This window comes from Streptomyces sp. 3214.6 (genome assembly GCF_900129855.1).
Taxonomy (GTDB): domain Bacteria; phylum Actinomycetota; class Actinomycetes; order Streptomycetales; family Streptomycetaceae; genus Streptomyces; species Streptomyces soliscabiei.
On record NZ_LT670819.1, the window covers coordinates 9,255,987 to 9,280,769 of the forward strand.

General features: G+C 71.6%; 22 protein-coding genes and 1 pseudogene. 13 read left to right on the forward strand and 10 right to left on the reverse strand.

The window, feature by feature from the left end:
• Nucleotides 1–40: 40 nt before the first annotated feature.
• From dhaK to B5557_RS41875, 5 genes and pseudogenes are all read right to left on the reverse strand, one after another.
• Nucleotides 41–1,033, reverse strand: coding sequence for a dihydroxyacetone kinase subunit DhaK (gene dhaK, locus B5557_RS41860; RefSeq protein WP_079664419.1), 993 nt, complete (start codon nt 1,031–1,033; stop codon nt 41–43).
• A 228-nt stretch (nt 1,034–1,261) separates the two neighbouring features.
• Nucleotides 1,262–2,632 carry a M1 family metallopeptidase gene (locus B5557_RS41865; RefSeq protein WP_231976166.1) on the reverse strand — a complete coding sequence of 457 codons (1,371 nt, stop codon included), beginning with the start codon at nt 2,630–2,632 and terminating at the stop codon, nt 1,262–1,264.
• An 80-nt stretch (nt 2,633–2,712) separates the two neighbouring features.
• A pseudogene (locus B5557_RS45560) lies at nt 2,713–2,874 on the reverse strand (methylmalonate-semialdehyde dehydrogenase (CoA acylating)); the annotation flags it as partial.
• A 73-nt stretch (nt 2,875–2,947) separates the two neighbouring features.
• Nucleotides 2,948–3,952: a sugar ABC transporter substrate-binding protein gene (locus B5557_RS41870; protein WP_079664421.1), complete on the reverse strand. Its 1,005-nt coding sequence runs from the start codon at nt 3,950–3,952 to the stop codon at nt 2,948–2,950.
• A gap of 376 nt (nt 3,953–4,328) precedes the next feature.
• Nucleotides 4,329–5,030 carry a TetR/AcrR family transcriptional regulator gene (locus B5557_RS41875; RefSeq protein WP_079664422.1) on the reverse strand — a complete coding sequence of 234 codons (702 nt, stop codon included), beginning with the start codon at nt 5,028–5,030 and terminating at the stop codon, nt 4,329–4,331.
• Between the two features lie 244 nt (nt 5,031–5,274).
• On the opposite strand from B5557_RS41875, the gene B5557_RS41880 reads away from it, so the two are divergent.
• Both B5557_RS41880 and B5557_RS41885 read left to right on the forward strand, forming a co-directional pair.
• Nucleotides 5,275–6,753 (forward strand): APC family permease, encoded by a 1,479-nt coding sequence (locus B5557_RS41880; protein ID WP_079664423.1) that lies wholly within the window; start codon nt 5,275–5,277, stop codon nt 6,751–6,753.
• A gap of 63 nt (nt 6,754–6,816) precedes the next feature.
• Entirely contained in the window at nt 6,817–8,484 is a 1,668-nt protein-coding gene (locus tag B5557_RS41885) for an amidohydrolase (protein WP_079664424.1), read from the forward strand.
• A 52-nt stretch (nt 8,485–8,536) separates the two neighbouring features.
• Here B5557_RS41885 and B5557_RS41890 read toward each other — a convergent pair whose 3' ends face one another.
• Nucleotides 8,537–8,860, reverse strand: a complete 324-nt coding sequence (locus B5557_RS41890) for an antibiotic biosynthesis monooxygenase family protein (RefSeq protein ID WP_079664425.1) — start codon at nt 8,858–8,860, stop codon at nt 8,537–8,539.
• Nucleotides 8,861–9,046: 186 nt separating this feature from the next.
• Here B5557_RS41890 and B5557_RS46020 point away from each other — a divergent pair, with 186 nt between their 5' ends.
• The 5 genes from B5557_RS46020 (at nt 9,047) to B5557_RS41915 (ending at nt 11,420) form a co-directional block, all read left to right on the forward strand.
• The gene (locus B5557_RS46020) at nt 9,047–9,301 is read left to right on the forward strand and encodes an SDR family NAD(P)-dependent oxidoreductase (RefSeq protein WP_079664426.1); all 255 of its coding nucleotides are present in this window, start codon (nt 9,047–9,049) and stop codon (nt 9,299–9,301) included.
• A complete protein-coding gene (locus B5557_RS46025) occupies nt 9,241–9,495 on the forward strand; it encodes an SDR family oxidoreductase (protein ID WP_331716849.1) in 255 nt (84 codons plus the stop codon). Before B5557_RS46020 ends, B5557_RS46025 begins: the two co-directional genes overlap by 61 nt.
• Nucleotides 9,496–9,557: 62 nt before the next feature.
• Entirely contained in the window at nt 9,558–9,953 is a 396-nt protein-coding gene (locus B5557_RS41905; RefSeq protein WP_231976167.1) for a hypothetical protein, read from the forward strand.
• An 84-nt stretch (nt 9,954–10,037) separates the two neighbouring features.
• Complete coding sequence (locus B5557_RS41910; protein ID WP_079664428.1) at nt 10,038–10,757, forward strand: DUF6766 family protein; 720 nt, start codon at nt 10,038–10,040, stop codon at nt 10,755–10,757.
• A 99-nt stretch (nt 10,758–10,856) separates the two neighbouring features.
• Nucleotides 10,857–11,420, forward strand: a complete 564-nt coding sequence (locus B5557_RS41915) for a hemerythrin domain-containing protein (protein ID WP_079664429.1) — start codon at nt 10,857–10,859, stop codon at nt 11,418–11,420.
• Between the two features lie 75 nt (nt 11,421–11,495).
• Here the strand turns inward: B5557_RS41915 and B5557_RS41920 are convergent, their stop codons facing one another.
• The gene (locus tag B5557_RS41920; protein WP_079664430.1) at nt 11,496–12,020 is read right to left on the reverse strand and encodes a hypothetical protein; all 525 of its coding nucleotides are present in this window, start codon (nt 12,018–12,020) and stop codon (nt 11,496–11,498) included.
• 222 nt (nt 12,021–12,242) lie between these two features.
• Here B5557_RS41920 and B5557_RS41925 point away from each other — a divergent pair, with 222 nt between their 5' ends.
• Nucleotides 12,243–13,031: a YqjF family protein gene (locus tag B5557_RS41925; RefSeq protein ID WP_079664431.1), complete on the forward strand. Its 789-nt coding sequence runs from the start codon at nt 12,243–12,245 to the stop codon at nt 13,029–13,031.
• A 118-nt stretch (nt 13,032–13,149) separates the two neighbouring features.
• On the opposite strand, the gene B5557_RS46415 is transcribed toward B5557_RS41925, so the two are convergent.
• Together B5557_RS46415 and B5557_RS41935 are read right to left on the reverse strand one after the other, a co-directional pair.
• Nucleotides 13,150–13,764: a hypothetical protein gene (locus B5557_RS46415; RefSeq protein WP_443031322.1), complete on the reverse strand. Its 615-nt coding sequence runs from the start codon at nt 13,762–13,764 to the stop codon at nt 13,150–13,152.
• A 118-nt stretch (nt 13,765–13,882) separates the two neighbouring features.
• A complete protein-coding gene (locus tag B5557_RS41935) occupies nt 13,883–14,410 on the reverse strand; it encodes an SMI1/KNR4 family protein (RefSeq protein ID WP_079664433.1) in 528 nt (175 codons plus the stop codon).
• 133 nt (nt 14,411–14,543) lie between these two features.
• On the opposite strand from B5557_RS41935, the gene B5557_RS41940 reads away from it, so the two are divergent.
• The 4 genes from B5557_RS41940 (at nt 14,544) to B5557_RS41955 (ending at nt 20,001) form a co-directional block, all read left to right on the forward strand.
• Nucleotides 14,544–15,422, forward strand: a complete 879-nt coding sequence (locus B5557_RS41940) for an SCO6745 family protein (protein ID WP_079664434.1) — start codon at nt 14,544–14,546, stop codon at nt 15,420–15,422.
• 41 nt (nt 15,423–15,463) lie between these two features.
• Nucleotides 15,464–15,901, forward strand: coding sequence for an RpiB/LacA/LacB family sugar-phosphate isomerase (locus B5557_RS41945; protein WP_079664435.1), 438 nt, complete (start codon nt 15,464–15,466; stop codon nt 15,899–15,901).
• A gap of 377 nt (nt 15,902–16,278) precedes the next feature.
• Complete coding sequence (locus B5557_RS41950; RefSeq protein ID WP_079664436.1) at nt 16,279–18,663, forward strand: phosphoketolase family protein; 2,385 nt, start codon at nt 16,279–16,281, stop codon at nt 18,661–18,663.
• A 360-nt stretch (nt 18,664–19,023) separates the two neighbouring features.
• Nucleotides 19,024–20,001: an ATP-grasp domain-containing protein gene (locus B5557_RS41955; protein WP_079664437.1), complete on the forward strand. Its 978-nt coding sequence runs from the start codon at nt 19,024–19,026 to the stop codon at nt 19,999–20,001.
• Here the strand turns inward: B5557_RS41955 and B5557_RS41960 are convergent.
• Complete coding sequence (locus tag B5557_RS41960) at nt 19,985–22,072, reverse strand: PAS domain S-box protein (RefSeq protein WP_231976168.1); 2,088 nt, start codon at nt 22,070–22,072, stop codon at nt 19,985–19,987. The two genes, B5557_RS41955 and B5557_RS41960, sit on opposite strands and share 17 nt — an antisense overlap.
• A gap of 235 nt (nt 22,073–22,307) precedes the next feature.
• Between B5557_RS41960 and B5557_RS41965 the strand changes: the two genes are divergently transcribed.
• A complete protein-coding gene (locus B5557_RS41965; RefSeq protein WP_107472689.1) occupies nt 22,308–24,689 on the forward strand; it encodes an ATP-binding cassette domain-containing protein in 2,382 nt (793 codons plus the stop codon).
• Nucleotides 24,690–24,783 lie beyond the last annotated feature (94 nt).

The following is a 24,783-nucleotide window of genomic DNA, read 5'->3' on the forward strand; positions in this document are numbered from 1 at the left end:
TCCTTGCGTGGTCGGTACGGTCGCAGCGCCTGCCCCTGGCTCAGACACCCCAGCGCAGCCCGGGAGTCCTCACCGGCGCGTTCCACAGCCGCAGCAGCTCCTCGTCGATCTGGCACAGGGTCACCGAGACGCCCGCCATGTCGAGGGACGTCACGTAGTTGCCGACGAGCGTATGGGCGACGGCCACCCCCCGCTGCGCCAGCACGCGCTGCACCTCGGCGTTGAACCCGTACAGCTCCAGCAGCGGCGTCGCGCCCATGCCGTTGACCAGCACAAGGACGGGGTTGCGGGGTGTCATGTCCTCCAGGATCGCGTGGACCGCGAAGTCGGCGATCTCCCCGGACGTCATCATCGCCCGCCGTTCCCGGCCGGGCTCCCCGTGGATGCCGACGCCCAGCTCCAGCTCGCCGTCCGGCAGGTCGAAGGTCGGGCCGCCCTTGGCCGGTGTCGTGCACGCGCTGAGCGCCACGCCGAAGCTGCGGGAGTTCTCGTTCACCTGCTGGGCGAGCGCCTCGACCCGCTCCAACGGCTGCCCCTCCTCGGCCGCGGCCCCCGCGATCTTCTCGACGAACAGTGTCGCCCCCGTACCGCGCCGCCCGGCCGTGTAGAGACTGTCGGTGACGGCCACGTCGTCATTGACCAGCACCTTCGCGATCTGGATGCCCTCGTCGTCGGCCAACTCGGCCGCCATGTCGAAGTTGAGGACGTCGCCGGTGTAGTTCTTGACGATGAACAGCACACCCGCCCCGCTGTTCACGGCTGCCGCCGCCCGCAACATCTGGTCCGGCACCGGCGACGTGAACACCTCGCCGGGGCAGGCCGCCGAGAGCATCCCGGGTCCGACGAAGCCGCCGTGCAGCGGCTCGTGCCCCGAGCCGCCGCCGGACACCAGCGCCACCTTCCCGGCCACCGGGGCGTCCCGCCGCACGATCACCCGGTTCTCGACGTCGACGGTCAGCTCTGGGTGAGCGGCCGCCATTCCGCGCAGCGCGTCCGCGACCACGGTCTCCGGAACGTTGATCAGCATCCTCACGGATACCTCCTGATGAGATTGACAGATCGGCTCATGACCTGTGTATGTGCGGGTCACATCGGGCTTGGTCAATTATCGGTCTGGGCGGGTGACGGCGCTCGGGGACGGGCTGTGGCGGTACTGATGCCGTCTTCGTGCTGCCTTCGTGCTGCCTTCGTGCTGCCTTCGTACTGTCTACGCGCTGTCAGACGATCGTTCTGGCCCCCAGAGCCGGAACGCCGTATTCGTTCACCGGATGTGGTGGGTTTCCCAGAAGGGGCCGAGGTCCTGGCCGGTCATGGACTGGGCGGCCTTCTTGAAGTCGGCGGTGGTGGAGACGCCGTACCAGTGGTCCTGGGCGTACCGCTTGAGGAGTCGTGCCATGCTGTCGGCGCCGAGGGTGCGCTCCAGGTCGGCCAGGGCGCAGGGCCCGGCGGTGTAGACGAGGTGGTATTCGCCGCGGTGCTGCGACCAGTAGGCCATCGAGGAGGTCAGCAGCGCTGTGCTGCCGTAGGGCCAGTAGACGTCCGACCAGCAGTCGCGGGTGTCCCAGCCGTAGAAGCGGGCGTTGGCGTACTGGGCGAAGCTCTCGTCCAGCCACGGTGAGGTGTACTCGTCGTTGCCGACGATGCCGTACCACCACTGGTGCGCCACTTCGTGGACGACGGCGCTGCCCTCCTCGGTGGTGCCGAGCAGCACGAGACCGGGGTACTCCATGCCGCCGCCGAACTGGCGGGTCATCACGAGGTCGATCTCGCCGTACGGGTAGTGGCCGAACTCCCGGCCGAACCGGTCGATCGCGGCGACGGCGTCCGCGCGGTTGAGACGCACGCCCTCGGCCGGGGTGTCGGACGCCCAGTACGACTTCACGCGCACGCCCCCGGGCGTGGTCTGCGTCGCCGTACGGAAGGGGCCCGCGGCCCACGCGAAGTCGCGCACCCGGTCCGCGACGCTGAGGGTGACCGTACGGCCCGGCCGGCCGGGCAGGGTCCGGGTACGACCGGTCGCGGGCACCTTCAGGGCCGACGGGTGATCGAGACGGACCCGGAAGTCGCTCGTCAGGGCGTAGAAGCTCTCACCGACCGCCACATACGGGTCGAGGTGCCACCCCTTCGCGTCGTGCACGGCGAGCACCGGCAGCGCGTTGCCGAGGAAGCGGTGGGCGCCCTCGCGGCCGAAGCGGGCATTGCGGTCGGGCACGGTGATGGAGACGTCGAAGGCGACCGACGTCCGCTCGCCGCGCGCGAGCGGCTTCGGCAGGGCGATGCGCAGGGCCGTGCAAGCCACGGTGAGCGAGCCCGGCGCGCCGCCGCCTACTCGCGACACGGTGACGCGGGCAGGCGTGTCGGGCGTGCCGCATCCGTCCTCGCCGTTGCCCCACAGCCGCAGGTACACCTCACGCAGCGGCCGGTCGGACGAGTTACGGAACGACACCCGCTGCCGTCCGCTCCAGTGGCTGCCGTCGGCGTCGGAGCGCAGAACCACGTCGTAGCGGGCGTGATCGGGCGTCGCCGCGGCCCTGGACACCCCCGACCGGGCCGCCGCGCCGGCATCACCCACTCCGGCGCCGACCGCCACGAGCAGCAGGAGCAGCACGACGAACAGACGACGAGCGGGCATGGGTGACCACACGGGTAGCGGTGACATGCCAGCCGATACTGCCACAACACACCGACGACGGACCGGAATTGGGCGGACTGTCAGGTGGAGGTGGGGAAGTTGAAGCCGGTGGGGGTGTGGTGCTGGGCGGGGTGGGGCCAGCGGGTGGTGATGACCTTGGGACGGGTGTAGAAGCGGATGCCTTCGGGGCCGTGGATGGGGGAGTCGCCGAGGAGGGAGTCCTTCCAGCCGCCGAAGGAGTAGTCCGTCGCTCTGCTTCGGGCCGGAGGCCGGCGGTGTGGTCACCGTCGGCTCGGCATGCTGGGGTCATGCTCATCACCGGGTGCCCTTCGCGGCGAATTCGGCGACGGCGTCCGCGTTGTCCTTGGTGATGAAGGCGGGGCCGGTGAGGACGGGTGCGGTGCCGCCTCCGCTGACGTTGCCGTTGGTCTTGTAGAGCCAGAGGGAGTCGACGGCGAGGTAGCCCTGGAGGTAGGGCTGCTGGTCGACGGCGAATTCGACGGTGCCGTTCTGGACGGCCTTGACGAGGTCCTTGTTGAGGTCGAAGGTGGCGACCTTGGCCTTGGTGTCGGCGTCGGCGAGGGACTGTACGGCGGTCAGGGCGATGGGGGCGCCGAGGGTGACGACCTGGTCGATGGAGGAGTCGGCCTTGAGTTTGGCGGTGATGGTGGATTTGACGGAGGGCATGTCGGTGCCGTTGACGTAGAGGATGTCGGTCTTGCCGGTGAAGCCCTTCTTCAGGCCGGCACAGCGGGCTTCGAGGGCGACCTGGCCCTGTTCCTGGATGACGCAGAGGGCGTGTTCGGCGCCGAGGGAGTTGAGGCGTTCGCCGAAGGCCTGGCCGGCGATGTTCTCGTCCTGGCCGAAGTACTCGAGCATGCCGAGTTTCTTCCAGTCGTCGACGCCGGAGTTGAAGCCGACGACGGGGATGCCGGCGGTGGTGGCTTTGGCGATGACGTCTTTCATGGCTTCGGGCTTGGCAGCGGTGAGGGCGATGCCGTCGACTTTCTGGTCGATGGCGTTCTGGACGAGATTGGCCTGGTTGCCGGCGCTGGGGTCGCTGGAGTAGATGAGTTTGATGTTGTCCTTGGCGGCGGCGGCCTGGGCGCCCTTGCGGATGAGGTCCCAGAAGGTGTCGCCGGGGGAGGCGTGGGTGACCATGGCGACGGTCATGCGGGGGGTGGTGGCCTTGCCCGCGGAGGCGTCGGCGGTACCCTCTTCGGACTTCTTGCCGCCCGAGCTGCTGGAACAGCCCGCGGCGAACAGGACGCCCACCAGAGCGGTGGCGGTCAAAGTGGCGGCTCGGTGGTGTCTGTGCATGTCCCTTGCACCTCGCTGTGCGGTTGGGGTGGGAGAAGGGCAGAGAGCGCATCCGTGGTGGAGAGTGACACGCCGAGGGCGAGCTGTGTGGGAGCCCTGGACTTGTCGGAGCAAGCTGCCCCGGCCCGGGAAACGGGCGGGCGTCAGATGGATGCCCCTGCTGTCGATGAGGTGATGGCTGTAGCGGTCATGGAGGGAGCGGTCATGGATGTGGACCACGCGTTCCGGTCGCTGGAGCGCGTTAGTAGCGCGCTCTAGTGGCATGACTATGGAGCCGCCCACGAGGGATGTCAACAGGCATGTCAGGACGTTCCAACAAAAGCTCGCCCCGCGCGGATCCCCCGGGGTCAGGCCCCGGCTTCGACAGGCGGGTGGGTCACGCGTGCGGCCGGCGAAGGGCGCGGGCTGCCAGCGCCTCCAGCAGGAGATCGACCGCCTCCTCGAAGGAACTGCTCCCCATGGTGTGCAGTTCCTGGCGCACGGTGGTCAGTGCGGGATACGAAGCGGGGTCCAGCCCCTGGTAGACCTCGCGCCAGGCCCGGTGGTCGGCCTCGCGCTGCTGTCGCGGGAGCGCATGGAACGCGGCGTCCATGGCGGCATGGCTGAGCACGGTGTCTATGAACGTCAGGTACAGGCGCGTGGCCTCGGCCGGTTCGAAGCCCGCGGACAACAGCAGGCCGACCCCGGTCTCCACGGCGCGGATCTCGTTCTCACGCCGGGTCACCCGGTACGAGGCGAAGGCCGCCGCGCGCGGGTGTGCGAGGTATCCGGCGCGGACCCGCAGGGCCATCTCGCGCAGGTCGGCCACCCAGTCGCCCCTGGAGGCGAACCCTGCCATGGCGTCGCCGATGATGCGGTCGGCGATGGCGAGCACCAGATCGTCGGTGCCGTGGAAGTAGCGGTAGAGGGCGCTGGGGTCGCAGCCCAGGGCGGTGCCGAGCCGGCGCACGCTGAGCGCCTCCGGACCGTGCTCGCCGATCAGCCTGAGGGCGGTCTCCACGATCAGGTCCTCCGACAGCAGGACCCCCGAGCGGGTGGGCCGTCGGCGACTGCGCTCCTGCGGGACTCGGGTGGTCATGCCGGGGCTCCTGTCGCTTCGGACCGCTTCGGACTGCTTGGGGCTGCTTGGGGCTGCTTGGGATCGCCGGGACCGGGGGCACCGCAGGGGTCGTGGGGACCGCGGGGACCGTGGGGGCCGCGTACCCGCAGTGAAGAGGCCCCGGACGCCTTATGTCAACAGGATTGACGCAACGCGAAGGCCAGGTGTTCCATCACAGTCCCGCGCGGCTCTTCCCGCCTCCCCTCCCTGCGAGGAGCCTTCCATGTCATCCACACCACTGCGCCGCTCCCTCGGCGTCGTCGACGGTGTCGCCATCGCCGCCTCCAGCACCGCCGCCACCACCAGCATCGCCATCGGCATGGGCACGATCGCCACCATCGTGGGTCTGCAGGCCCCGGCGCTGCTGCTCCTCGCCTTCCTGCCCGTGCTGGGCATCGCCACCGCCTACGCCCGGCTCAACCGCTCGGAACCCAACTGCGGCAACGGCTACACCTGGGTCGGCAAGACGCTCGGTCCCTGGCCCGGCTTTCTGACCGGGTGGGTCACCATCGTCGGCTCGGTCATCTTCTGCGCCTACACCAGCGCGGTCATGGGCTCCGTCGTCCTGATCTTCGCCAACAAGGCCGGCCTGCACTCCCTGGCGGGCATCGCCCTCGATCCGTCGTCCACCGGCGTCAGCACGGCCGTCGGGCTGGTGCTTCTGCTCGGCCTCACCGCTCTCGCCGTCACCGGCACCCGCGCCACCACCCGCTTCCAGTTCGTGCTGCTGGTCTTCGAGTACGCCGTGCTGCTGGGCTTCTGCGGCTGGGCCCTGATCACCGGCAAGCAGTCCTTCTCCCTCTCCTGGTTCAACCCCTTCGAGATCACGGACGGCACCACCTTCGCCCAGGGCATGGTCCTCGCCGTGTTCTTCTTCTGGGGCTGGGACGCGGCGTTCAGCGTCAACGAGGAGACGAAGAGTCCGGGCGACGCGGCGCGCGGCGGCCTGATCGCCCTGTCCGCGATGCTGGGACTGTTCCTCTTCGCCTCGGTCGCCTTCCAGCGGGAGATGAGCCTGCCCGAACTCATCAAGAACGGCCCGCAGGCCCTGCCGTACCTCGGTGAGAAGCTGGCCGCCGAGCCCTGGGCCACCCTGCCCGTGGTCGCCCTGATGTGTTCGGCCGCCGCCTCGGTCCAGTCCACGCTGATCCCCACGGCGCGCGGGCTGCTCGCGATGGGCCGGGACCGCACCATGGGTCCGGTGTGGACCCGGGTGCATCGCCGGTACGGCACCCCCGCCGCCGGAACCGTCGTCGTGCTGTCGATCGCCTTCGTGATCGCCCTGCTGGCCGTCGCCATCCCGCGGCTGAGCGACATGCTGCTGGCCGCCGTCAACTCCATCGGCCTGCTCGTCGCCCTCTACTACGGCCTCACCGCTCTCGCGTGCGCCGTCCGCTTCTGGCCCGACCGCCGCGAAGGGTTCCGTACGGCGTTGCTCGCCGTGGGCGTGCCGGCCGTGTCCGGTCTGGTGCTGCTCGGTCTCGGCTGCTATCTCGGATACTCCTACCTGACCAAGAGCGACCACTTCGAACTGAGCCCCGACAACGGGTGGTTCATGTTCTCCCTGCCCGCCGTCATCGTCCTCGCCGGGCTCGGGATGGCCGCGGTGGCCAAGTACGTCCGCCGGTCGCCGTACTTCAGCACCGGACACGGCACCGACGCCGAGACGATCGCCCTCCCCATGGACCGTACGGCCGTCTGAGCGCCCGTCCGCCCCGACCCGTTCCCTGCCCCCCCCCGCACCCCCACCACGGAGTCAGCTCCCATGTCGCAGTCGCAGGCCACCGGCCCCGCCGATCTCGTCCTCACCGGAGGGCCCGTCCACACCGTCGATCCCGCCCGCAGCCGGGCCACCGCCGTGGCCGTGCACGGCGGGCGGATCACGGCCGTCGGTCACGACGAGGTGCACGCACTGATCGGGCCGGGCACGGAGGTCGTCGACCTCGCCGGGAAACTGCTGCTCCCCGGCTTCCAGGACGCCCACGTCCACCCGCAGGGCGCGGGTCTGGAACTCGGCCTGTGCCATCTCGCCGACACCGTCGACCCCGCCGAGTACCTGCGGCGGATCCGGGCGTACGCCGACGACCACCCGGATGCCGAATGGATCACCGGCGGCGGCTGGTCCCTGGAGGCGTTCCCCGGCGGCGCCCCCACCGCCGCGGCCCTGGACGCTATCGTCCCCGACCGGCCCGTCTTCCTGCCCAACCGCGACCACCACGGCGCCTGGGTCAACACCCGGGCGCTGGAACGAGCAGGCATCGACGCCCGCACCCCCGACCCCGCCGACGGCCGCATCGAACGCGACGCCGACGGCAACCCGACCGGCATGCTCCAGGAGGGCGCCGTCCATCTGGTGGGGCGGCTCGTCCCCACCCCCACGCCCGAGGACCAACTGGCCGCCCTGCTGCGCGCCCAGGCCGTGCTGCACTCCCACGGTGTCACCGCCTGGCAGGACGCCATCGTCGGCGCCTACGCCAACATGACCGACCCCGCGCCCTCCTACCGCGCGGCACTGGACCGGGGACTGCTCACCGCCCGCGTCGTCGGCGCGCTGTGGTGGGACCGCGAACGCGGCGCCGAGCAGATCCCCGAACTCGCCGCGCGACGCGAGGAGTTGAGCGGTGACCGGTTCCGCGCCGGCACGGTGAAGATCATGCAGGACGGCATCGCCGAGAACCACACCGCGGCGATGCTCGACCCGTATCTCACCGGCTGCGGCTGCTCCTCGGGAGGCAGCGGCATCAGCTTCGTCGAACCCGGCGAGCTGAGGAAGTACGTCACCGAACTCGACGCGCTCGGCTTCCAGGTCCACTTCCACGCCCTCGGCGACCGCGCGGTGCGCGAGGCGCTCGACGCCGTCGAGGCCGCCCGCACCGCCAACGGCCACCGCGACACCCGCCACCACCTGGCGCACCTCCAAGTCGTCCACCCTCACGACATACGACGCTTCCGGGCGCTCGGCGCCACCGCCAACCTGCAGATGCTGTGGGCCGCCCACGAACCCCAGATGGACGAACTCACCCTGCCGTTCCTGGGCCCCGAACGCGGCGCCCGGCAGTACCCCTTCGGCGACCTGCTGCGCGCGGGAGCGACCCTCGCCGCGGGCAGCGACTGGCCGGTCAGCAGCCCGGACCCGCTCCAGGCCATCCACGTCGCCGTCAACCGGGTCTCCCCGGACGCACCCGAGGGCACCCCCGAGTTCCTGCCCGGACAGCGCCTCGACCTCGGCGCCGCCCTCGCCGCGTACACGGCGGGCAGCGCCTACGTGAACCACCTCGACGCCGTCACCGGCAGCATCACCGTCGGCAAGGCCGCCGACCTGGTCGTCCTCGACCGGGACCCGTTCACGGGCCCGCCCGAGGAGATCGCCGCCACCCGGGTCCTGCAGACCTTCGTCGCGGGGGAACGCGTCCACGCGGCCCCCGACGCCTGATGGACCGTCCTCGGCGGGTGGACGCCACCGCGCGCACCCGCCGTCGTACGGACTACTCGCCCTTCGGTGCCGCCTGCTGGACGACCTCGAAGGACCACAGCGTGGCGGCGGAAGCCGCGGGCTTGGGGCGGTCCCCCTCCGCGCCGCCCCGGTGCGCCCCCTGCATCGGGCCGTCCCGCCACGCCTGGAACGACTCCTCGTCACGCCACCGCGTGTAGACGAGGTAGGTGTCCGTGCCCTCGACCGGACGGAGAAGCTCGAACCACTCGAAGCCGTCGGAGTTCTCCACGGCACCGGCGCGTGCGGCGAACCGCTTCTCGAGGGTCTCCCGCTGCTCCGCCGGGACGGACAGTACGTTGATCTTGACTACGCTCATGATCCCATCCTGCCTGCCACCACCTCCGCTCCCGCGCACCACCCCGCGCGGGAGAGAAGAACGAGAAGGAGCGGGAGCGAGAGGGAGAGGGGGGCCGGGGGCGCCTTATGGGTCATCAGGAACTGCGAGGTGGGCCACCACAGCAGATGCTTGTGGCGAGGGCGAGCCCCGGATCAGGAGGTGAGGGTGGGACGTCTCGACGGACGCGTGGCGATCGTCACCGGCGGAGCCCGTGGCATCGGCGCCGCCGTGGCACGGCTGCTCGCGGCGGAGGGCGCCCACGTGGTCGTCGCCGACATCCTCGAAGCCGAAGCCGCGCCCTGGTCGCGCAGCTCGGCAAGTGGGGGCTGCGCGGGCTGGCGAAGACCGCCGCGCTGGAACTGGCCCACGACGGGATCCGCGTCTGCTCCGCTCACCTCGGCGCCATCCGGACCGGCATGACCGTCGGCTTCGACGACTCCTACACCGCCGGACAGCCCCTGCCCCGGTTCGGCGAGCCCGCGGAAGTCGCCCGCATGGTGCTCTTCATCGTCGCCGACGCCACCTTCTCGACGGGGGTCGAGTTCGTCCTGGACGGCGGCATCCTCGCCGGTCCGCCCGCCGTCCTGACTTCCGCCGAACAGGTCCCGGCGTGAGGGGCCGGGTGCGGGAACCGCGGAAGCGGGCGCCGCTCGTGGGAGGTCGGACGCTCCGACGGGTGCGCGGTCCGCTGGCCGTCGCCGTCCTCGCCGCCGCCGTCGGCGCGTGCGGCACGCTGTCGGAGCGGCGCGACGCGGTACGGGACGTCACGGCGGCCTTCGAGAAGGCACTCGACGAGGGCGCCTACGGCCGCGTCTGCGCCGCCCTGGCGCCCGGCACCGTCGAGGAGCTCGCACAGTCGGCCGACGGCTCCTGCACGAAGGCCCTGAGCGCGCAGGCACCGCCTCGGGGCGGCGCCCTGCGGCTCGCCGACGTCTACGGAAACCAGGCGCGGGCGGTGCTCGCCAAGGACACCCTGTTCCTCTCCCGCTTCGACGACGGGTGGAAGGTCGTGGCCGCCGGATGCGTACGGCTACGGAAACAGCCGTACCAGTGCCGGATCAAGGGCGGGTGACACCATGCGCGTGATGTTCACCGCCATCCTGCTGATCATCGCCGTCGGCCTCGCCTACCTCGCCGCCCTGGGACTGATGCAACGATGACGCGGAACTCCTCCCGGCCCGAGGCCTCGGGGCGCGGACGCGTGCTGGGATTCGTGCGGGACAACGGGCTCGGGCTGTTCTTCACCGTCACGTTCCTGTTCGCCGTCGCCGGGCAGGCGATCGCAGGCCACGCCGACTTCAACAACCAGCTGGCCGTGGAACAGCTCCAGCAGATCAGCTTCGCCGAGTACCTGACGACGTCCGACTTCGCCGTCGACGTGGCGGAGAACTGGCAGTCGGAGTACCTGCAGTTCTTCCTCTACGTCGGCGCGACGGTCTGGCTGCTGCAGCGCGGCTCGCCCGAGTCGAAGAAGCTGGACAAGGCCGGCACCGAGTCCGACAAGGAACAACGGGTCGGCGAGCACGCCGAGGAGAACTCGCCGAAGTGGGCCGCGGCCCCGGGGTGGCGTCGCGCGGTGTACTCGCACTCGCTGCTGCTGGTCATGGGGACGATCTTCGTGCTGTGCTGGCTGGTTCACTCGATCACCGGTGCGGCCGCCTTCAACGAGCAGCGGCTGCGGCAGCTCCAGGCCCCCATGAGCTGGTCGCGGTACCTGGGCTCGGCCGACTTCTGGAACCGTACGCTGCAGAATTGGCAGTCCGAACTGCTGGCCGTGGCCTCGATGGCGGTGCTGTCGATCTACCTGCGGCAGCGGGGCTCACCGGAGTCGAAGCCGGTCGGAGCCGCCCACGACGCCACCGGCGTGGAGGGCTGACCCCCGCGGACGGTGTCGTGTCGACCCCTCGATGCGGGGCACTCGGGGCCTGGCGGGCCCGCTCCCGGGGCCGTCGCGCTGAGGCTGGAGGCGAAGGACATGGGTCATGGTGGAAACGTCATCGACGAGCTGGTGACCGATCACCGAGAGGTGGAGGAGCTCTTCGGACGGATCGAGGCGCTGCCGTCCGGCGCCAAGAACCGCAAACTGTACGCGGACCAGGCCACGATGGAGCTGGTCCGGCACTCGGTGGCCGAGGAGGAGTACCTCTACCCGGCCGTACGCGAGCACCTGCCCGGCGGCGCGGCCCTGGCCGACAAGGAACTCGCGGACCATGCGCGGGCCGAGCAGATCATGAAGGACCTGGAAGCCCGCGAGCCGGACGATCCCGAGTTCGACCGGCTCATCGGCATGCTGATGCGGGAGATCCGCGAGCACCTGGTCGACGAGGAGCAGAACCTGTTCCCCAGGCTGCTCGCGACATGCCCGGCGGACGCGCTCGACGACCTCGGCGACAAGGTCCGCAGGGCGAAGAAGACCGCCCCGACGCGTCCCCACCCGGTCGCCCCGGACAAGCCCCCGGCCAACAAGCTGCTGTCCCCGGGCGCGGGCCTGGTCGACCGGCTCCGCGACACCCTGACAGGCCGCGGCAAACACGCCTGACCCCGCCCCGCCCCGCCCCGCCCCGGCCAGGTCGGCGGTGTTGTCGGCCGGGTACCTGGCTGGATCGTCGGGGCGTCAGGCCATGAGGGCCTGGCCTCGGCCGAGGCGGGCGAGGAGCTGGGGGTGGTGGAGGGCGGCCACGGGGGCGACGAGGTCGGGATGACGCAGAAGTGCGGCGGCCTGGCGGTCCCGGTCGTCGGGGGAGACCAGGCGACGGAAGTCCGGCGACGCACCGTGCGTGTGGTCGCCTCCGGTGAGACCGGCCACCGCTCCCGCGGCGAGTCCGGCGTCGGTGAGCAGGCAGGCCGCCCAGCTCGCCACGACCTCGTCCACCCAGCTGCGCCAGGCCGAGTCGTCCCCGTCAGCGTCCGGGTCCGCCGGGCCGCTGGTCCAGTCCAGCCGGGCCGAGCCGCCGGGGCCCACCAAGCCGACCAGCGCGGCGTCCGTGGCGGTCGGATAGCGCAGCCAGGCCGCTACGGTCACCGCCTGGCGGGCCTGCGCCTCGCACAGGGCGTGGGCGAGCGCGCCGCCGCTGGCCGGATAGGCCCGGGTCAGCCATTCGGTGGTGGCGGCGATGAGCGGGGAGAGGTCTGCGAGCACGGGGCCGTCCGGGATCTTCGGCGAAGCGACGAGTGACGAGGCAACAAGGTGACGAAGCGACGAGGTGCGAGCCATCGTGCTTCGGGGTCTCCTGAACCGTAGCCTGCGGCTCCCCGGGAGGACACGGTCCCGGTCTCACCGTCGACGTGGTCTCAGCCACAGTTCCCGGCGACGGGCGACGGCGAGGGGTCGCGCCGGGGCGCCGGTGGTGATACTGGCGCGGTGCCGTCGACACCACAGCCACAAGAGGTGGCCACCCCGCACCCCATAACGCCTGACGCGCCGGACGCGATAGCGCGCCCGCTGCTCACCCAGTCCTGGCTCGACCTCGCCTTCCTCCACTGGGCCGCGGACCCGGCCGAGGTGGCGGGGCTGCTCCCGCCCGGCACGGTCCCGGACACCCTGGACGGCGTCACCTACGTCGGTCTGGTCGCGTTCCGGATGCACCGCGTGGGCTGGTTCCGTCTCCCGGGCGTCCCCTACCTGGGGTCCTTCCCCGAGACGAACGTGCGTCTCTACTCGGTGGACGCACACGGGCGGCGCGGCGTGGTCTTCCGGTCGCTGGACGCCTCCCGCCTGCTGCCGGTGGCCGTGGCGCGGATCGGTTTCCGGTTGCCGTATGTGTGGTCCCGTATGACGATCGACGCCGACGGCGACACCGTCACGTACGCCAGCCGCCGCCGCTGGCCCGGTCCTCGCGGCGCCCGCAGCCGGCTCACCGTGCGGGTGGGCGAGCGGATCTCTCAACCCACCGCGTTGGAGCACTTCCTGACCGCGCGCTGGGGTATGCACAGCGCCTTCTTCGGCCGTCCGATGTACCTGCCCAACGCCCATCCGCGCTGGCCGCTGCACCGGGCGGAACTCGTGGAGTGCCAGGAGGATCTGGTGGTGGCGGCCGGTCTGCCGAAGCCGGTGGGGGAGCCGGTGAGCGTCCTCTGCTCGCCTGGCGTCCCGGCCCGCTTCGACCGCCCCGCCCGGCCGAACCGCCCGGCCGGCATTCCGACCCCCTGACCGGCATTCCGCCTCCCTGACCGGTCCGCTCGCGGGCGGACGGATCGGGCGAACATCACCAACACACTGCCGATGCCGCCGAGCCGACGGGCACCGGCGGCCGTCCCCAAGAGGTCGGCTACTGGTCGGGGGCGGCCAGGCCCGGGCCCGGGTCCGGCTCGGGGTTGAACACCGGGTGGTAGCTCTCGGGCGGCGCGAGATAGGCGGCGGCCGGCAGCCCGCCGGTGTCGATCACGATCTGGTCCACGGCGATCGCCGGGTCGACCATGAGCACCCGCAGGACATGCTCGCCGGGTTCGCCGACGGTCACCGTAGTGGTGAGCTTCTCGATGCCCTCCTCCACGTTGCGCGCCCAGGCGTCACCGCGGTTGCCGGTGGCGACGGCCTGCCCCGACAGGACGACGGGCGGCTGGTCGTCGAGGCACGCGCGCTGGCCACCCCGGGGGCCGGACGCTCCACCACCTGGGTCACGGAGGCCTCCCAGCGCCCCCACGTCGGCCTGGAGGTCGCCGGCCGCGCGGACCACGGCCGGATCGTCGGCCGCGTCCACGAACACGTCGACCGCGACGCCGTCGCGCAGCAGGTCGAAGCCCCGACGGGCGCCGGACACGGCGTGGGCGTCCGCCGGAAGCACCGCGGGCAGCAGCGGGGCCAGTCCGACGGCCGTCATGCCCCGGAGAAACGCCTTGCGGGTCCATGAGGGCGAGGGATCCTGGGGTGCGGTGTGCGGCATCGACGCTCCCGACTAGGCAGTGGCATGACCATGCTAGAAAGCGCTTTCCCGCGCAACCTTAGGCCAGCGCCGACCGTGGCGTCCGTAACCGTGCACCGTGCACCGGCCTGCTCCGGCCCTACCGGCACAGCGCGTCGATGTCCTCCGCGAACGACGGGAACTCTCTCTGCGCCTCGGCGATGACGGTCCGGGCGGGCCGGCGCGGGGTGGTGGCGTGACGCGCGGCCAGCTCGGCGAGTCGGGGCTGGGGGCGTGCGTCGCGGTCCGGGATTTCCACCACCTCCATCGGGCCGAAGCCGTCGGCCAGCAGCCACAGGAAGTCGGACAGGTTGCCCGCCACCACGCCGACCTCGCCCTCGGAGCCCATGAACACCACCGGCTGCTCGGTCAGGGGTCTGCCCAGCCGCACACACCACAGGGCGGCGAGCCCACCGGTGCCGTCCTGCCCGAAGACGCGGAAGGCGTCCCCGTCGAGGTCGTGGTTGCCGGTCCAGTGGCGGATCCAGTCGGTGGTCTCCTCGGCGGAGTCGAAGTCGTCGTACGGCTCGAAGTCGAAGCCCTCGCCGTCCTCGTAGGGGAACTCCGCCGCGGCCACCTCGGCGAGGGCGGGCGGGAAACGGCGGTCGTCGGTGATCGTCTCGGTCATGAGCGCAGGCTAGTCGGGCCCACCGACATCGCCGGGGCGGGGTTGTTATGACCGCCGTCATGACGGAAGCTGCCTCTCGGAACGTCACACCACCACTAGTGGCACTGCCACCGACCGGCCGGAGGACTTCGGAGTGAGTGACATCGACGCACGGGCGATGTGGGAGCGGTTCGAGCCGGTCCACCAGCTGATCTACTTCGCCCCCGAAGTGCGCGCGGCCGCCGACGGCCTCGGGATGCGCGGCTACTGGATGGGCTACTTCGCCCTGCGCGCGGCCCCTCTCGGACCCGTTCCCGGCTCCGTCGTCACCAGCTGCTTCTACGTCTTCCACCCCGACCGGGTGGCACGTGCGCTGCCGGACGCCTGGGCCTTCGCGGCGCCCGACGACGTGCTGGCGGCCCGCGAACGGGCCGTGGACGCCGCCATGACCAGCCTGTACGGCCCGGATGTCCTCGGCTCAGCCGAGCTGGCCGAAGCCGCGGACCTCGCCTGGGAGGCGGCGCGGGCCGCGGACACGGCCGGGCGCGTGCTCGGCGCCGCCAACCAGGCCCTCCCGCGCCCCGCGCAGGCCCACGTCAGGCTCTGGCAGGCGGTGACCACCTTGCGGGAACACCGCGGCGACGGCCATGTCGCCGTGCTCGTCGGCCGCCGTCTGGGCCCGATCGGGGCCATGGTGCTGAAGTGTGCGGCGGGGGAGTCGGACGAGGAGTTCCAACGGCAGACCCGCAAGTGGGACATCGAGTCCTGGCGGTCGGCCCGGACGGAGCTGACCGAGCGCGGCTGGCTCGACGAGGACGGGCGCCTCACCAAGGCGGGAGCGGCCGCCCACGAGGAGGTGGAGGCGGACACGGACGCCGCGGCGGCCGCGCCGTGGACGGCCCTGGGCGCCGACGCCACCGCCCGCCTCGCCCACCTGCTCGAACCGCTCGCCCGGACCGTCCTGGGCTCCGGGATCCTCCCGGGCGCCAACCCGGTCGGGCTCACGGGCGGGGCGTGGGGGACCCCGGGGTGACCGCGTAGCCGTCGTCCTGAGCGCCAAGTAGGCTCCCCGACATGCGGATCTCCGTTTCCTCGGACATGGACGAACCAGTGGCGCGCGCCCTCGTCGCGGAGCTGCGCGGCCGCGGGCACGACGTGGTGCCGCACGGCGCGCTGCGCCCCGGCGACGACCCCCGCTGGGCGGTGTGCTCGGAGGCGGCGGCGCGGGACGTGGCCGACGGGACCTCGCAGCAGGCCGTGGTGTGCTGCTGGACCGGCACCGGCGCGTCGATCGCCGCGAACAAGGTGTCCGGGGTCCGGGCCGCCCTGTGCACCGACGCCTACACCGCCGACGGCGCCCGCCGCTGGAACGACGCGAACGTCCTGGCCCTCGGTCTGCGCCTGACCTCCGAGCCGCTCCTGAAGGAGATCCTGGACGCCTGGTTCGCCGCCGAGCCGAGCGAGAACGCCGAGGACCGCCAGAACGTGGCCCACATCGACGGGCTCGATTAGCTCGGCGGGCTCGGCGCCATCGGCGCCATCGGCGGCCTTGACGGCCTTGACGGCCTTGACGGCCTTGACGGCCTTGACGGCCTTGACGGCCTTGACGGCCTTGACGGCCTTGACGGCCTCGGCGGGCTTAGCGGGCTCGGCGGCCTTGACGGCCTCGATGGTCTTGGTGGGCTTGATTAGCGCGGCGGGCTCGATTGGCTCGGGGTTGGGAAGCCGGGGCGGGCGGGTGGTGCGCCCCCTTACGGACGGCTCTGTTGCTCCGTACGGGTCGCTCGGCCCTGTCGGGTACCCGGCGGGGGCGGAGGGCGGGGAGGTAGGGCACAGCAGCACGGACGGCACGCACCTCCGAGCGCCCCCGATCCGGAAGGGAACCCGAGATGTCCGTCGACCCGCAAGCGACGTCCGACCGGCTCACCGACGACGAGCTCAGGACGCTGCACGCCCACTGGCGCGCCGCGAACTACCTGGCCGTCGGCCAGATCTACCTCATGGCCAACCCGCTGCTCACCGAGCCGCTGCGGCCGGAGCACGTGAAGCCGAGGCTGCTGGGCCACTGGGGCACCTCGCCGGGGCTGAACCTGGTGTACACGCACCTCAACCGCGTCATCCGCGCCCGCGACCTGAACGCCCTGTGCGTCTGGGGGCCCGGGCACGGCGGTCCCGCGGTGGTCGCGAACTCCTGGCTGGAGGGCTCGTACACCGAGACGTACCCGGACGTCACGCGGGACGCGGCCGGCATGGCCAGGCTGTTCAAGCAGTTCTCCTTCCCCGGCGGCGTGCCCAGCCATGTCGCGCCGGAGACCCCCGGCTCGATCCACGAGGGCGGCGAGCTCGGCTACTCGCTCTCGCACGCCTACGGCGCCGCCTTCGACAACCCGGACCTCGTCGTGGCCTGCGTGATCGGCGACGGCGAGGCCGAGACCGGGCCGCTGGCCGCCTCCTGGCACTCCAACAAGTTCCTCGACCCCGTCCACGACGGCGCCGTCCTGCCGATCCTGCACCTCAACGGCTACAAGATCGCCAACCCGACGCTGCTGGCCCGGATCCCCGAACCCGAGCTCGACGAGCTGCTGCGCGGCTACGGCCACGACCCGATCCATGTCACCGGCGACGAGCCTCACGCCGTCCACCGCGCGATGGCGCAGGCCATGGACACCGCCCTGGACCGCATCGCCGCCCTCCAGCGCGCGGCCCGCGAGGACGGCTCCGGCGAACGCCCGCGCTGGCCGGTGATCGTGCTGCGCACCCCGAAGGGCTGGACCGGCCCCGCCCACGTCGACAGCCTGCCCGTCGAGGGCACCTGGCGCTCCCACCAGGTGCCGTTGTCCGCCGTCCGCGACAACCCCGAACACCTGCGCCAACTGGAGGCGTGGCTGCGCTCCTACCAGCCCGAGGAACTCTTCGACGAGCACGGCGGCCCCCGCCTCGACGTGCTCGCCTGGATCCCCGACGGCACACGCCGCCTCGGCGCCACCCCGCACGCCAACGGCGGGCTGCGCCTGCGTGAACTGCCCCTGCCCGACCTGGACGCGTACGCCGTCCCGCTCAACAAGCCGGGCAGCACCCTGCACGAACCCACCCGTGTGCTGGGCGGGTTGCTCGAGGACGTCATGCGCTCCACCGCCGACCGGCGCGACTTCCGCCTCGTCGGCCCCGACGAGACCGCCTCCAACCGGCTGCAGGCCGTCTACGACGCCACCGGCAAGGCCTGGCAGGCGCAGACCCTCCAGGTCGACGAACACCTCGACCGGCACGGCAGGGTGATGGAGATCCTCTCCGAACACACCTGTCAGGGCTGGCTGGAGGGCTATCTGCTGACGGGCCGACATGGACTGTTCTCCTGCTACGAGGCGTTCGTGCACATCGTCGACTCGATGGTCAACCAGCACGTCAAGTGGCTGCGGGTGACCCGGAAACTGCCCTGGCGCGCACCCGTCGCCTCCCTCAACTACCTGCTCACCTCACACGCCTGGCGGCAGGACCACAACGGCTTCTCCCACCAGGACCCCGGCTTCGTCGACCACATCCTCAACAAGAGCCCCGAAGCCGTACGCGTCTATCTCCCGCCGGACACCAACACCCTGCTGTCCGTGGCCGACCACGCCCTGCGCAGCCGCGACTACGTCAACGTGATCGTGGCGGGAAAGCAGCCCTGCTTCGACTGGCTGACCATGGACCAGGCCCGCGTCCACTGCGCGCGCGGCGTCGGCATCTGGGACTGGGCCGGCACCGAGAACGGCGCCCGCGAACCCGACGTGGTCCTCGCCTGCGCGGGCGACGTACCCACCCAGGAGGTGCTGGCCGCCGCCCAGTTGCTGCGCCGCACCCTGCCGGAGGTCGCCGTGCGCGTCGTCAACGTCGTCGACATCGCCCGCCTCATGCCGAGCGACGAACACCCGCACGGCATGGGCGACTTCGAGTACGACGGCCTGTTCACCGCCGACAAGCCCGTGATCTTCGCCTACCACGGCTACCCCTGGCTGATCCACCGGCTCGCCTACCGCCGCACCGGCCACGACCACCTGCATGTGCGCGGCTACCAGGAGATCGGCACCACGACCACACCGTTCGACATGGTCGTCCGCAACGACCTCGACCGCTACCGCCTCGTCATGGACGTCATCGACCGCGTCCCCGGTCTCGCCGTGCGCGCCGCCGTCGTGCGCCAGCGGATGGAGGACGCGCGACTGCGCCACCATGACTGGATCCGGGTCCACGGCACCGACCTCCCGGAGGTTGCGGAGTGGGCCTGGGACGCCTGAGACGGCAGCTCACCCGTGGCCGGGCAGGGCGCACGGAACGGGGCGGACGGCGCAGAAGGCGGGGCAGGAGACGGGGCGTCGTGCGCCCTGGTACGGCCTGCCGCCCGGTGCCTACAGTGGTCGGCCAGCCCTGCACGCGGATCCGGCGAGGCTGGGCCCCGTCCCACCCCCTGTGGTCACCAGTCGTCCTCGTCCCCGCCCGGCGCCCGTCCGGACCCGGGACGGCCCCGCGCACCGCGCGGCTCCCAGGGCGACGCATGCGAGGACCACCCGCGCGACAGGCACCATCCATGACACCGCTCGGGCCGCGCGAGGGCCGCCCGCGGTACGAGCGCGCGTCGAGAGCCACTGGAGGCCGCTGTGTCCCGACCGTGCATCGCCCTGATCGCCGACCCCACCTCGCCCGAAGGATGCCGTGAGTACCTCGCCGAGGCCGTCGAACTGCTCACCGGCGCACCGCCCGTCCGGATCGACTCCCGGCACTTCGCGAGCGGCGGCACCGGCCGCGGCATCCGCGACGGAGGCCGGTTACGGCTGCAAGTCCCCGAAGAGCGGCTGGACTTCGTGCCCGACGTCGTCCTGCTCTACGAGATCCCGCCGCATCACCGGCGGGCCCTCGCCGGCTTCCAGGAGCTCCTGGAGGGCCACGACGTGGTGACGCTCGCCGCCGGCCCCGACGCCTGGCGGACCGCGACCGAGAAGAACCTCACCGTCGAACGCTTCCACCGGGACGGCGTCGCCCAGATGGAGACCGTGGTGCTGTCCCGGCCCTCCCTGCCGGAGGCGGCCGGCACGTTCGACCGGCTCGGCCGCGACACCTGGGCCCGGCCCGTCGTCGGCACCGGCGGCAACGACACCTTCCATGTCACCACCCCAGCCCAGCTGGAGCACGCCGCCGCCTACTACGCCGAACGCGGCACCGACTGGCTCCTGTCCCGCGACGCGGGCAACATCACCGCCGACGGCCTGCGCCACCAGTTCCGCGTTTTCGTCCTCGGCGACCGCGTCGTACACGCCCGCGAGCACCTCCAGCCCGCGACCGATACCCCCTGCAACACCTGCCAGGGCGCCACCGCCGTCCACATCGCCCCGCCGGACCTCGATCCCCGGCTCGCCGAACTCGCCGTCGCCGCCACCGCGTCGGTCGGACTGCCCTTCGCCGGCGTCGACCTGGCGGTGGAGAACGGCGGGGTCGTCTTCGAGGTGAACGTCCAGCCCGCGTTCGTCGACGGCGAACTCGAACTGCACGCCGTGGCCGTGCCCTACGTCCAGGCACACCTGGACGCCCTCGCCCTGGCCTGCGGCCGTCCGCCCCGGGGGCTCACAGCTTCAGCGTGAACCACGTCGTCTTGCCCTCGTCCGTCGGCCGCACCCCCCAACTGGCGGCGAGGGCACGCACCAGCACCAGGCCGCGGCCCGACTCCTCGCCCTCGACCGCCAGGCGCGGCTGGGGGAGCTGCGGGCTGCGGTCGCTCACCTCGACCGTGAGATCGGTGGCCGTGCGGTGCAGATGCAGGCCGACCGGGCCCTGCGCGTGCTGGACGGCGTTCGTCAGCGTCTCCGACAGCAGCACCAGCGCGTCCTCGGCGCTGTCGGCGCAGTTCCACGAGGTCAGCGCCGTGCGCAGAAAGGCGCGCCCCTCCGGCACGGACGCCGGGACGGCCGGGAGATGGGTGGTGACGGCGGCCAGTGGCGCGGCCGGTAACTGCGCGAGCAGCAGGGTGACGTCGTCGTTGTGACCGTCGGCGTCCGGCAGCAGACCCGCGAGGACCTGGTCCGCCGCGGCCTCCAGACACGGCGTGCCGACGAACAACTCCTCCAGCAGCACGGTCAGTTCATCGATCCGTACCTCGATGTCGCTGCCCGGCGTCTCGATCAGGCCGTCCGTGTACAGCACCAGCGTGGCCCCCGGCGGTATCTCCGAACTGGACTGCTCGTACACGACGTCGCCGACGCCGAGCGGGGCGTTGACCGGACAGGGCAGGGCGCTCACGCCGTCGCCCGCCCCGGACACCAGCACCGGCAGATGCCCCGCCGAACAGACCGTCACCGTGCCCGCGTCCGGGGCGATCACCAGATAGCAGCAGGTGACGAGCTGGTCGGGCACGTCGAGGTCGGCGACACAGGTGTCCAGCGCCCGCATCAACTGCCGCGGCTGCATCCCGGTCTTCGCCAGCGCATGCGCGGCCGACCTCAACTGGCCCATCACCGCGGCGGCTTCGAGCCCGCGGCCCATCACATCGCCTATCAGCACGCCCACCCGGTCGGCGCCCAGCGGAATCAGGTCGAACCAGTCGCCGCCCACCCCCGCGCCCTGCGTGGCGGGCCGGTAGCGGCTGGCGGTGGCCAGACCTGGCAGGGCCGGCGGGGTGCCCATCAGACTGCGCTGCAGCGTCAGGGCGATATGCCGCTGCTGCTCGTACAGGGCCGTGAGCTCGGCCTCCGCGCGCTTGCGGTCGCTGATGTCCCGCACGATCGCGCACGCCCCGGCCACGGTGCCGTGCGTGTCCCGGGTCGGCCACAGCGTGACGTCCACGTCCAGCAGCGCCCCGGCCTTCGTCAGCCGCAGTGTCTCGTAGTGCTCGACCTTCTCGGCGTGCCGCAGCCGCTCGAGCAGCTCACGGACCTCGCCCCGCAGCTCCGGCGGGGCCAGCATCGAGACATGCCGGCCGATGGCCTCCTCGGCGGTGTAGCCGTACAGGCGCTGGGCGGCCGTGTTCCAGTACGTGATGTACCCGTCGAGGGTCTTGGCGAGGATCGCGTCCTGGGACGACTCCACGAGCGCGGCGAGCTCGTTGATGCGCGCCTCGGCCGCCTTGCGGTCGCTGACGTCGCGCACGGCGGCGGACACCAGCAGCCCGTCCCTGGTCTCCAGGGGGCTCAGGCTGATCTCGACGGGGAACTCCGTGCCGTCCTTGCGCAGGCCGTGCAGTTCGAGTCCGGCGCCCATCGGACGGACCTGGCGGTTGGCGGTGTACCCGCGCCGGTGCACGGTGTGCTGGCCGTGGAACCGGTGCGGGATCAGCAACTCGACCGGACGGCCGAGCAGTTCCTCGCGACCGTGCCCGAACAGGGCCTCGGTCTGGGCGTTGACGAGCTTGATGATGCCCGTGTCGTCGACGATGACCATGGCGTCCGGCGCCGCTTCCAGCAGCCCCCGGAACCGCTCCTCGGCCCCGCCCACGACACCCCCCGGCGCGGGCGCCCCACAGGCGCACCGTTTCTGCTCGGGCTTGTCCTTCACGCTCTGTCGAACGCCCTGCCGCGCGCCTTGCCTGCCGGCCTGCCTGACGCCCGGCTTCACGTTCTGCTTCACCTTCTGCTTGACGTCCTGCTTCAGGTTCTGCTGCGCGGCGCCCGCCCCCGACCCCGCGCGCCGCGCCGGTTCCGCCCGTATCACGTCGGCCATCTTCCACCTCATCCCGCACGACGAATCAGGCCATCTCAGCGCCTTCGGCCCGCCCCCGCCCCCCGTTGTCGTTTACTGTCCGCCCCCTGTCCGAACCTGAGCGGCACGGAACCGATCAGAATTCGAGAAGCGCCCGCCCGGGGGCCGCGGATAGCGTGGGTCGTCAGTTCGAGCAGGCGACGCCGACGGAGACCGCGCAGCCGGTCCCGCGGGACGGATGGGGAGACGATTGAGCATGGCCAACAGCACGGACACGCCGCCGCCTGCGCAGCACGTCGCCGACAGCCACGGTCTGATCCGGGTGCACGGCGCGCGCGAGAACAACCTCAAGGACGTCAGCATCGAGATCCCGAAGCGCCGCCTGACGGTGTTCACCGGGGTCTCCGGCTCGGGCAAGAGCTCGCTGGTCTTCGACACGATCGCCGCCGAGTCGCAGCGGCTGATCAACGAGACCTACAGCGCCTTCGTACAGGGCTTCATGCCGACGCTGGCACGGCCCGAGGTCGACGTGCTCGACGGGCTGACGACGGCGATCATCGTCGACCAGTCGCGGATCGGCGCCGACCCCCGCTCCACCGTCGGCACCGCCACCGACGCCAACGCGATGCTGCGCATCCTCTTCAGCCGGCTCGGACAGCCCCACATCGGCCCGCCCAGCGCCTACTCCTTCAACACCGCCTCGGTCCGGGCCAGCGGCGCGATCACCGTCGAGCGCGGCGCCAAGAAGGCGGTGAAGGCGACCTACTCCCGCACCGGCGGCATGTGCACCCGCTGCGAGGGCCGCGGCACCGTCTCCGACATCGACCTCACCCAGCTCTACGACGACTCCAAGTCGCTCAACGAGGGTGCGCTCACGATCCCCGGCTACAGCATGGACGGCTGGTACGGCCGCATCTTCACCGGCTGCGGTTTCTTCGACCCGGACAAGCCGATCCGCGGGTTCACCGAGAGGGAGCTGCACGACCTCCTGCACAAGGAGCCGACCAAGATCAAGGTCGAAGGCGTCAACCTGACGTACGAAGGCCTGATCCCGAAGATCCAGAAGTCGATGCTGTCCAAGGACCTCGACGCGCTGCAGCCGCACGTCCGCGCGTTCGTGGAACGGGCGATGACGTTCACCGTCTGTCCCGAGTGCGACGGCACCCGGCTCAGCGAGGGCGCCCGGTCCTCGAAGATCAAGGACGTCAGCATCGCCGACGCCTGCGCGATGCAGATCACCGACCTGGCCGAGTGGGTCCGCGGCCTCACGGATCCCTCGGTGGCGCCGCTGCTCACCGCGCTCCAGCACACACTGGACTCGTTCGCCGAGATCGGCCTCGGCTATCTCTCACTGGACCGGCCCTCGGGCACGCTCTCGGGCGGCGAGGCGCAGCGCGTCAAGATGATCCGTCATCTCGGCTCCTCCCTCACCGACGTCACCTACGTCTTCGACGAGCCCACCATCGGCCTGCACCCCCATGACATCCAGCGGATGAACGACCTGCTGCTGCGGCTGCGGGACAAGGGCAACACGGTCCTCGTCGTGGAGCACAAGCCGCAGACGATCGCGATCGCCGACCACGTCGTCGACCTCGGCCCCGGTGCCGGTACGGCGGGCGGCAGCGTCTGCTTCGAGGGCACTGTCGAGGGCCTGCGGTCCGCAGGCACCATCACCGGTCGCCACCTCGACGACCGGGCCTCCGTCAAGGAGACGGTGCGCAGGTCCACCGGCACGCTGGAGATCCGCGGCGCGACCGCGCACAACCTGCGGGACGTCGACGTGGACATCCCGCTGGGCGTGCTCTGCGTGGTCACCGGCGTGGCCGGATCCGGCAAGAGCTCGCTCGTGCACGGCTCGATCCCGGCCGGCGAGAACGTGGTGTCGGTCGACCAGGGGGCGATCCGTGGCTCCCGACGCAGCAACCCGGCGACGTACACCGGACTGCTCGACCCGATCCGCAAGGCGTTCGCGAAGGTCAACGGCGTGAAGCCGGCGCTGTTCAGCGCCAACTCCGAGGGCGCCTGCCCCACCTGCAATGGCAACGGCGTGATCTACACCGACCTGGCGATGATGGCGGGCGTCGCGACCATCTGCGAGGAGTGCGAGGGCAAACGATTCCAGGCGTCGGTCCTCAAGTACCACCTCGGCGGCCGCGACATCAGCGAGGTGCTCGCGATGTCGGTGACCGAGGCCGAGGAGTTCTTCGGCGCGGGCGAGGCGAGCACGCCGGCCGCGCACCGCATCCTGGGCCGACTCGCCGACGTCGGGCTCGGCTACCTCAGCCTCGGTCAGCCGCTCACCACGCTGTCCGGCGGCGAGCGGCAGCGACTCAAGCTGGCGACCCACATGGCGGACAAGGGCGGCGTCTACGTCCTCGACGAGCCGACCACCGGCCTTCACCTCGCCGACGTCGAGCAGCTGCTCGGTCTGCTCGACCGACTCGTCGACTCCGGCAAGTCGGTCGTCGTCGTCGAGCACCACCCGGCGGTGATGGCGCACGCCGACTGGATCATCGACCTCGGCCCGGGCGCCGGCCACGACGGCGGCCGGATCGTCTTCGAGGGCACTCCCGCCGACCTCGTCGCCGCCCGCTCCACCCTCACCGGCGACCACCTCGCGGCCTACGTCGGCGCCTGACGACCCCGCCGAGGCCGGGCACCTGACGCCGAAAGACCCCGCAGGCCGGCGGGGCCTGCGGGGCCGGCGGAGTGGGGGAGGGAGTGGACGAGGC

Coding starts and splice junctions, on each gene's coding strand:
- B5557_RS41865 (WP_231976166.1), bottom strand. CDS start 2,632: ATGCCCGCTCGTCGTCTGTTCGTCGTGCTGCTCCTGCTGCTCGTGGCG.
- B5557_RS41870 (WP_079664421.1), bottom strand. CDS start 3,952: ATGCACAGACACCACCGAGCCGCCACTTTGACCGCCACCGCTCTGGTG.
- B5557_RS41875 (WP_079664422.1), bottom strand. CDS start 5,030: ATGACCACCCGAGTCCCGCAGGAGCGCAGTCGCCGACGGCCCACCCGC.
- B5557_RS41880 (WP_079664423.1), top strand. CDS start 5,275: ATGTCATCCACACCACTGCGCCGCTCCCTCGGCGTCGTCGACGGTGTC.
- B5557_RS41885 (WP_079664424.1), top strand. CDS start 6,817: ATGTCGCAGTCGCAGGCCACCGGCCCCGCCGATCTCGTCCTCACCGGA.
- B5557_RS41890 (WP_079664425.1), bottom strand. CDS start 8,860: ATGAGCGTAGTCAAGATCAACGTACTGTCCGTCCCGGCGGAGCAGCGG.
- B5557_RS41910 (WP_079664428.1), top strand. CDS start 10,038: ATGACGCGGAACTCCTCCCGGCCCGAGGCCTCGGGGCGCGGACGCGTG.
- B5557_RS41915 (WP_079664429.1), top strand. CDS start 10,857: ATGGGTCATGGTGGAAACGTCATCGACGAGCTGGTGACCGATCACCGA.
- B5557_RS46415 (WP_443031322.1), bottom strand. CDS start 13,764: ATGCCGCACACCGCACCCCAGGATCCCTCGCCCTCATGGACCCGCAAG.
- B5557_RS41935 (WP_079664433.1), bottom strand. CDS start 14,410: ATGACCGAGACGATCACCGACGACCGCCGTTTCCCGCCCGCCCTCGCC.
- B5557_RS41945 (WP_079664435.1), top strand. CDS start 15,464: ATGCGGATCTCCGTTTCCTCGGACATGGACGAACCAGTGGCGCGCGCC.
- B5557_RS41950 (WP_079664436.1), top strand. CDS start 16,279: ATGTCCGTCGACCCGCAAGCGACGTCCGACCGGCTCACCGACGACGAG.
- B5557_RS41960 (WP_231976168.1), bottom strand. CDS start 22,072: ATGGCCGACGTGATACGGGCGGAACCGGCGCGGCGCGCGGGGTCGGGG.
- B5557_RS41965 (WP_107472689.1), top strand. CDS start 22,308: ATGGCCAACAGCACGGACACGCCGCCGCCTGCGCAGCACGTCGCCGAC.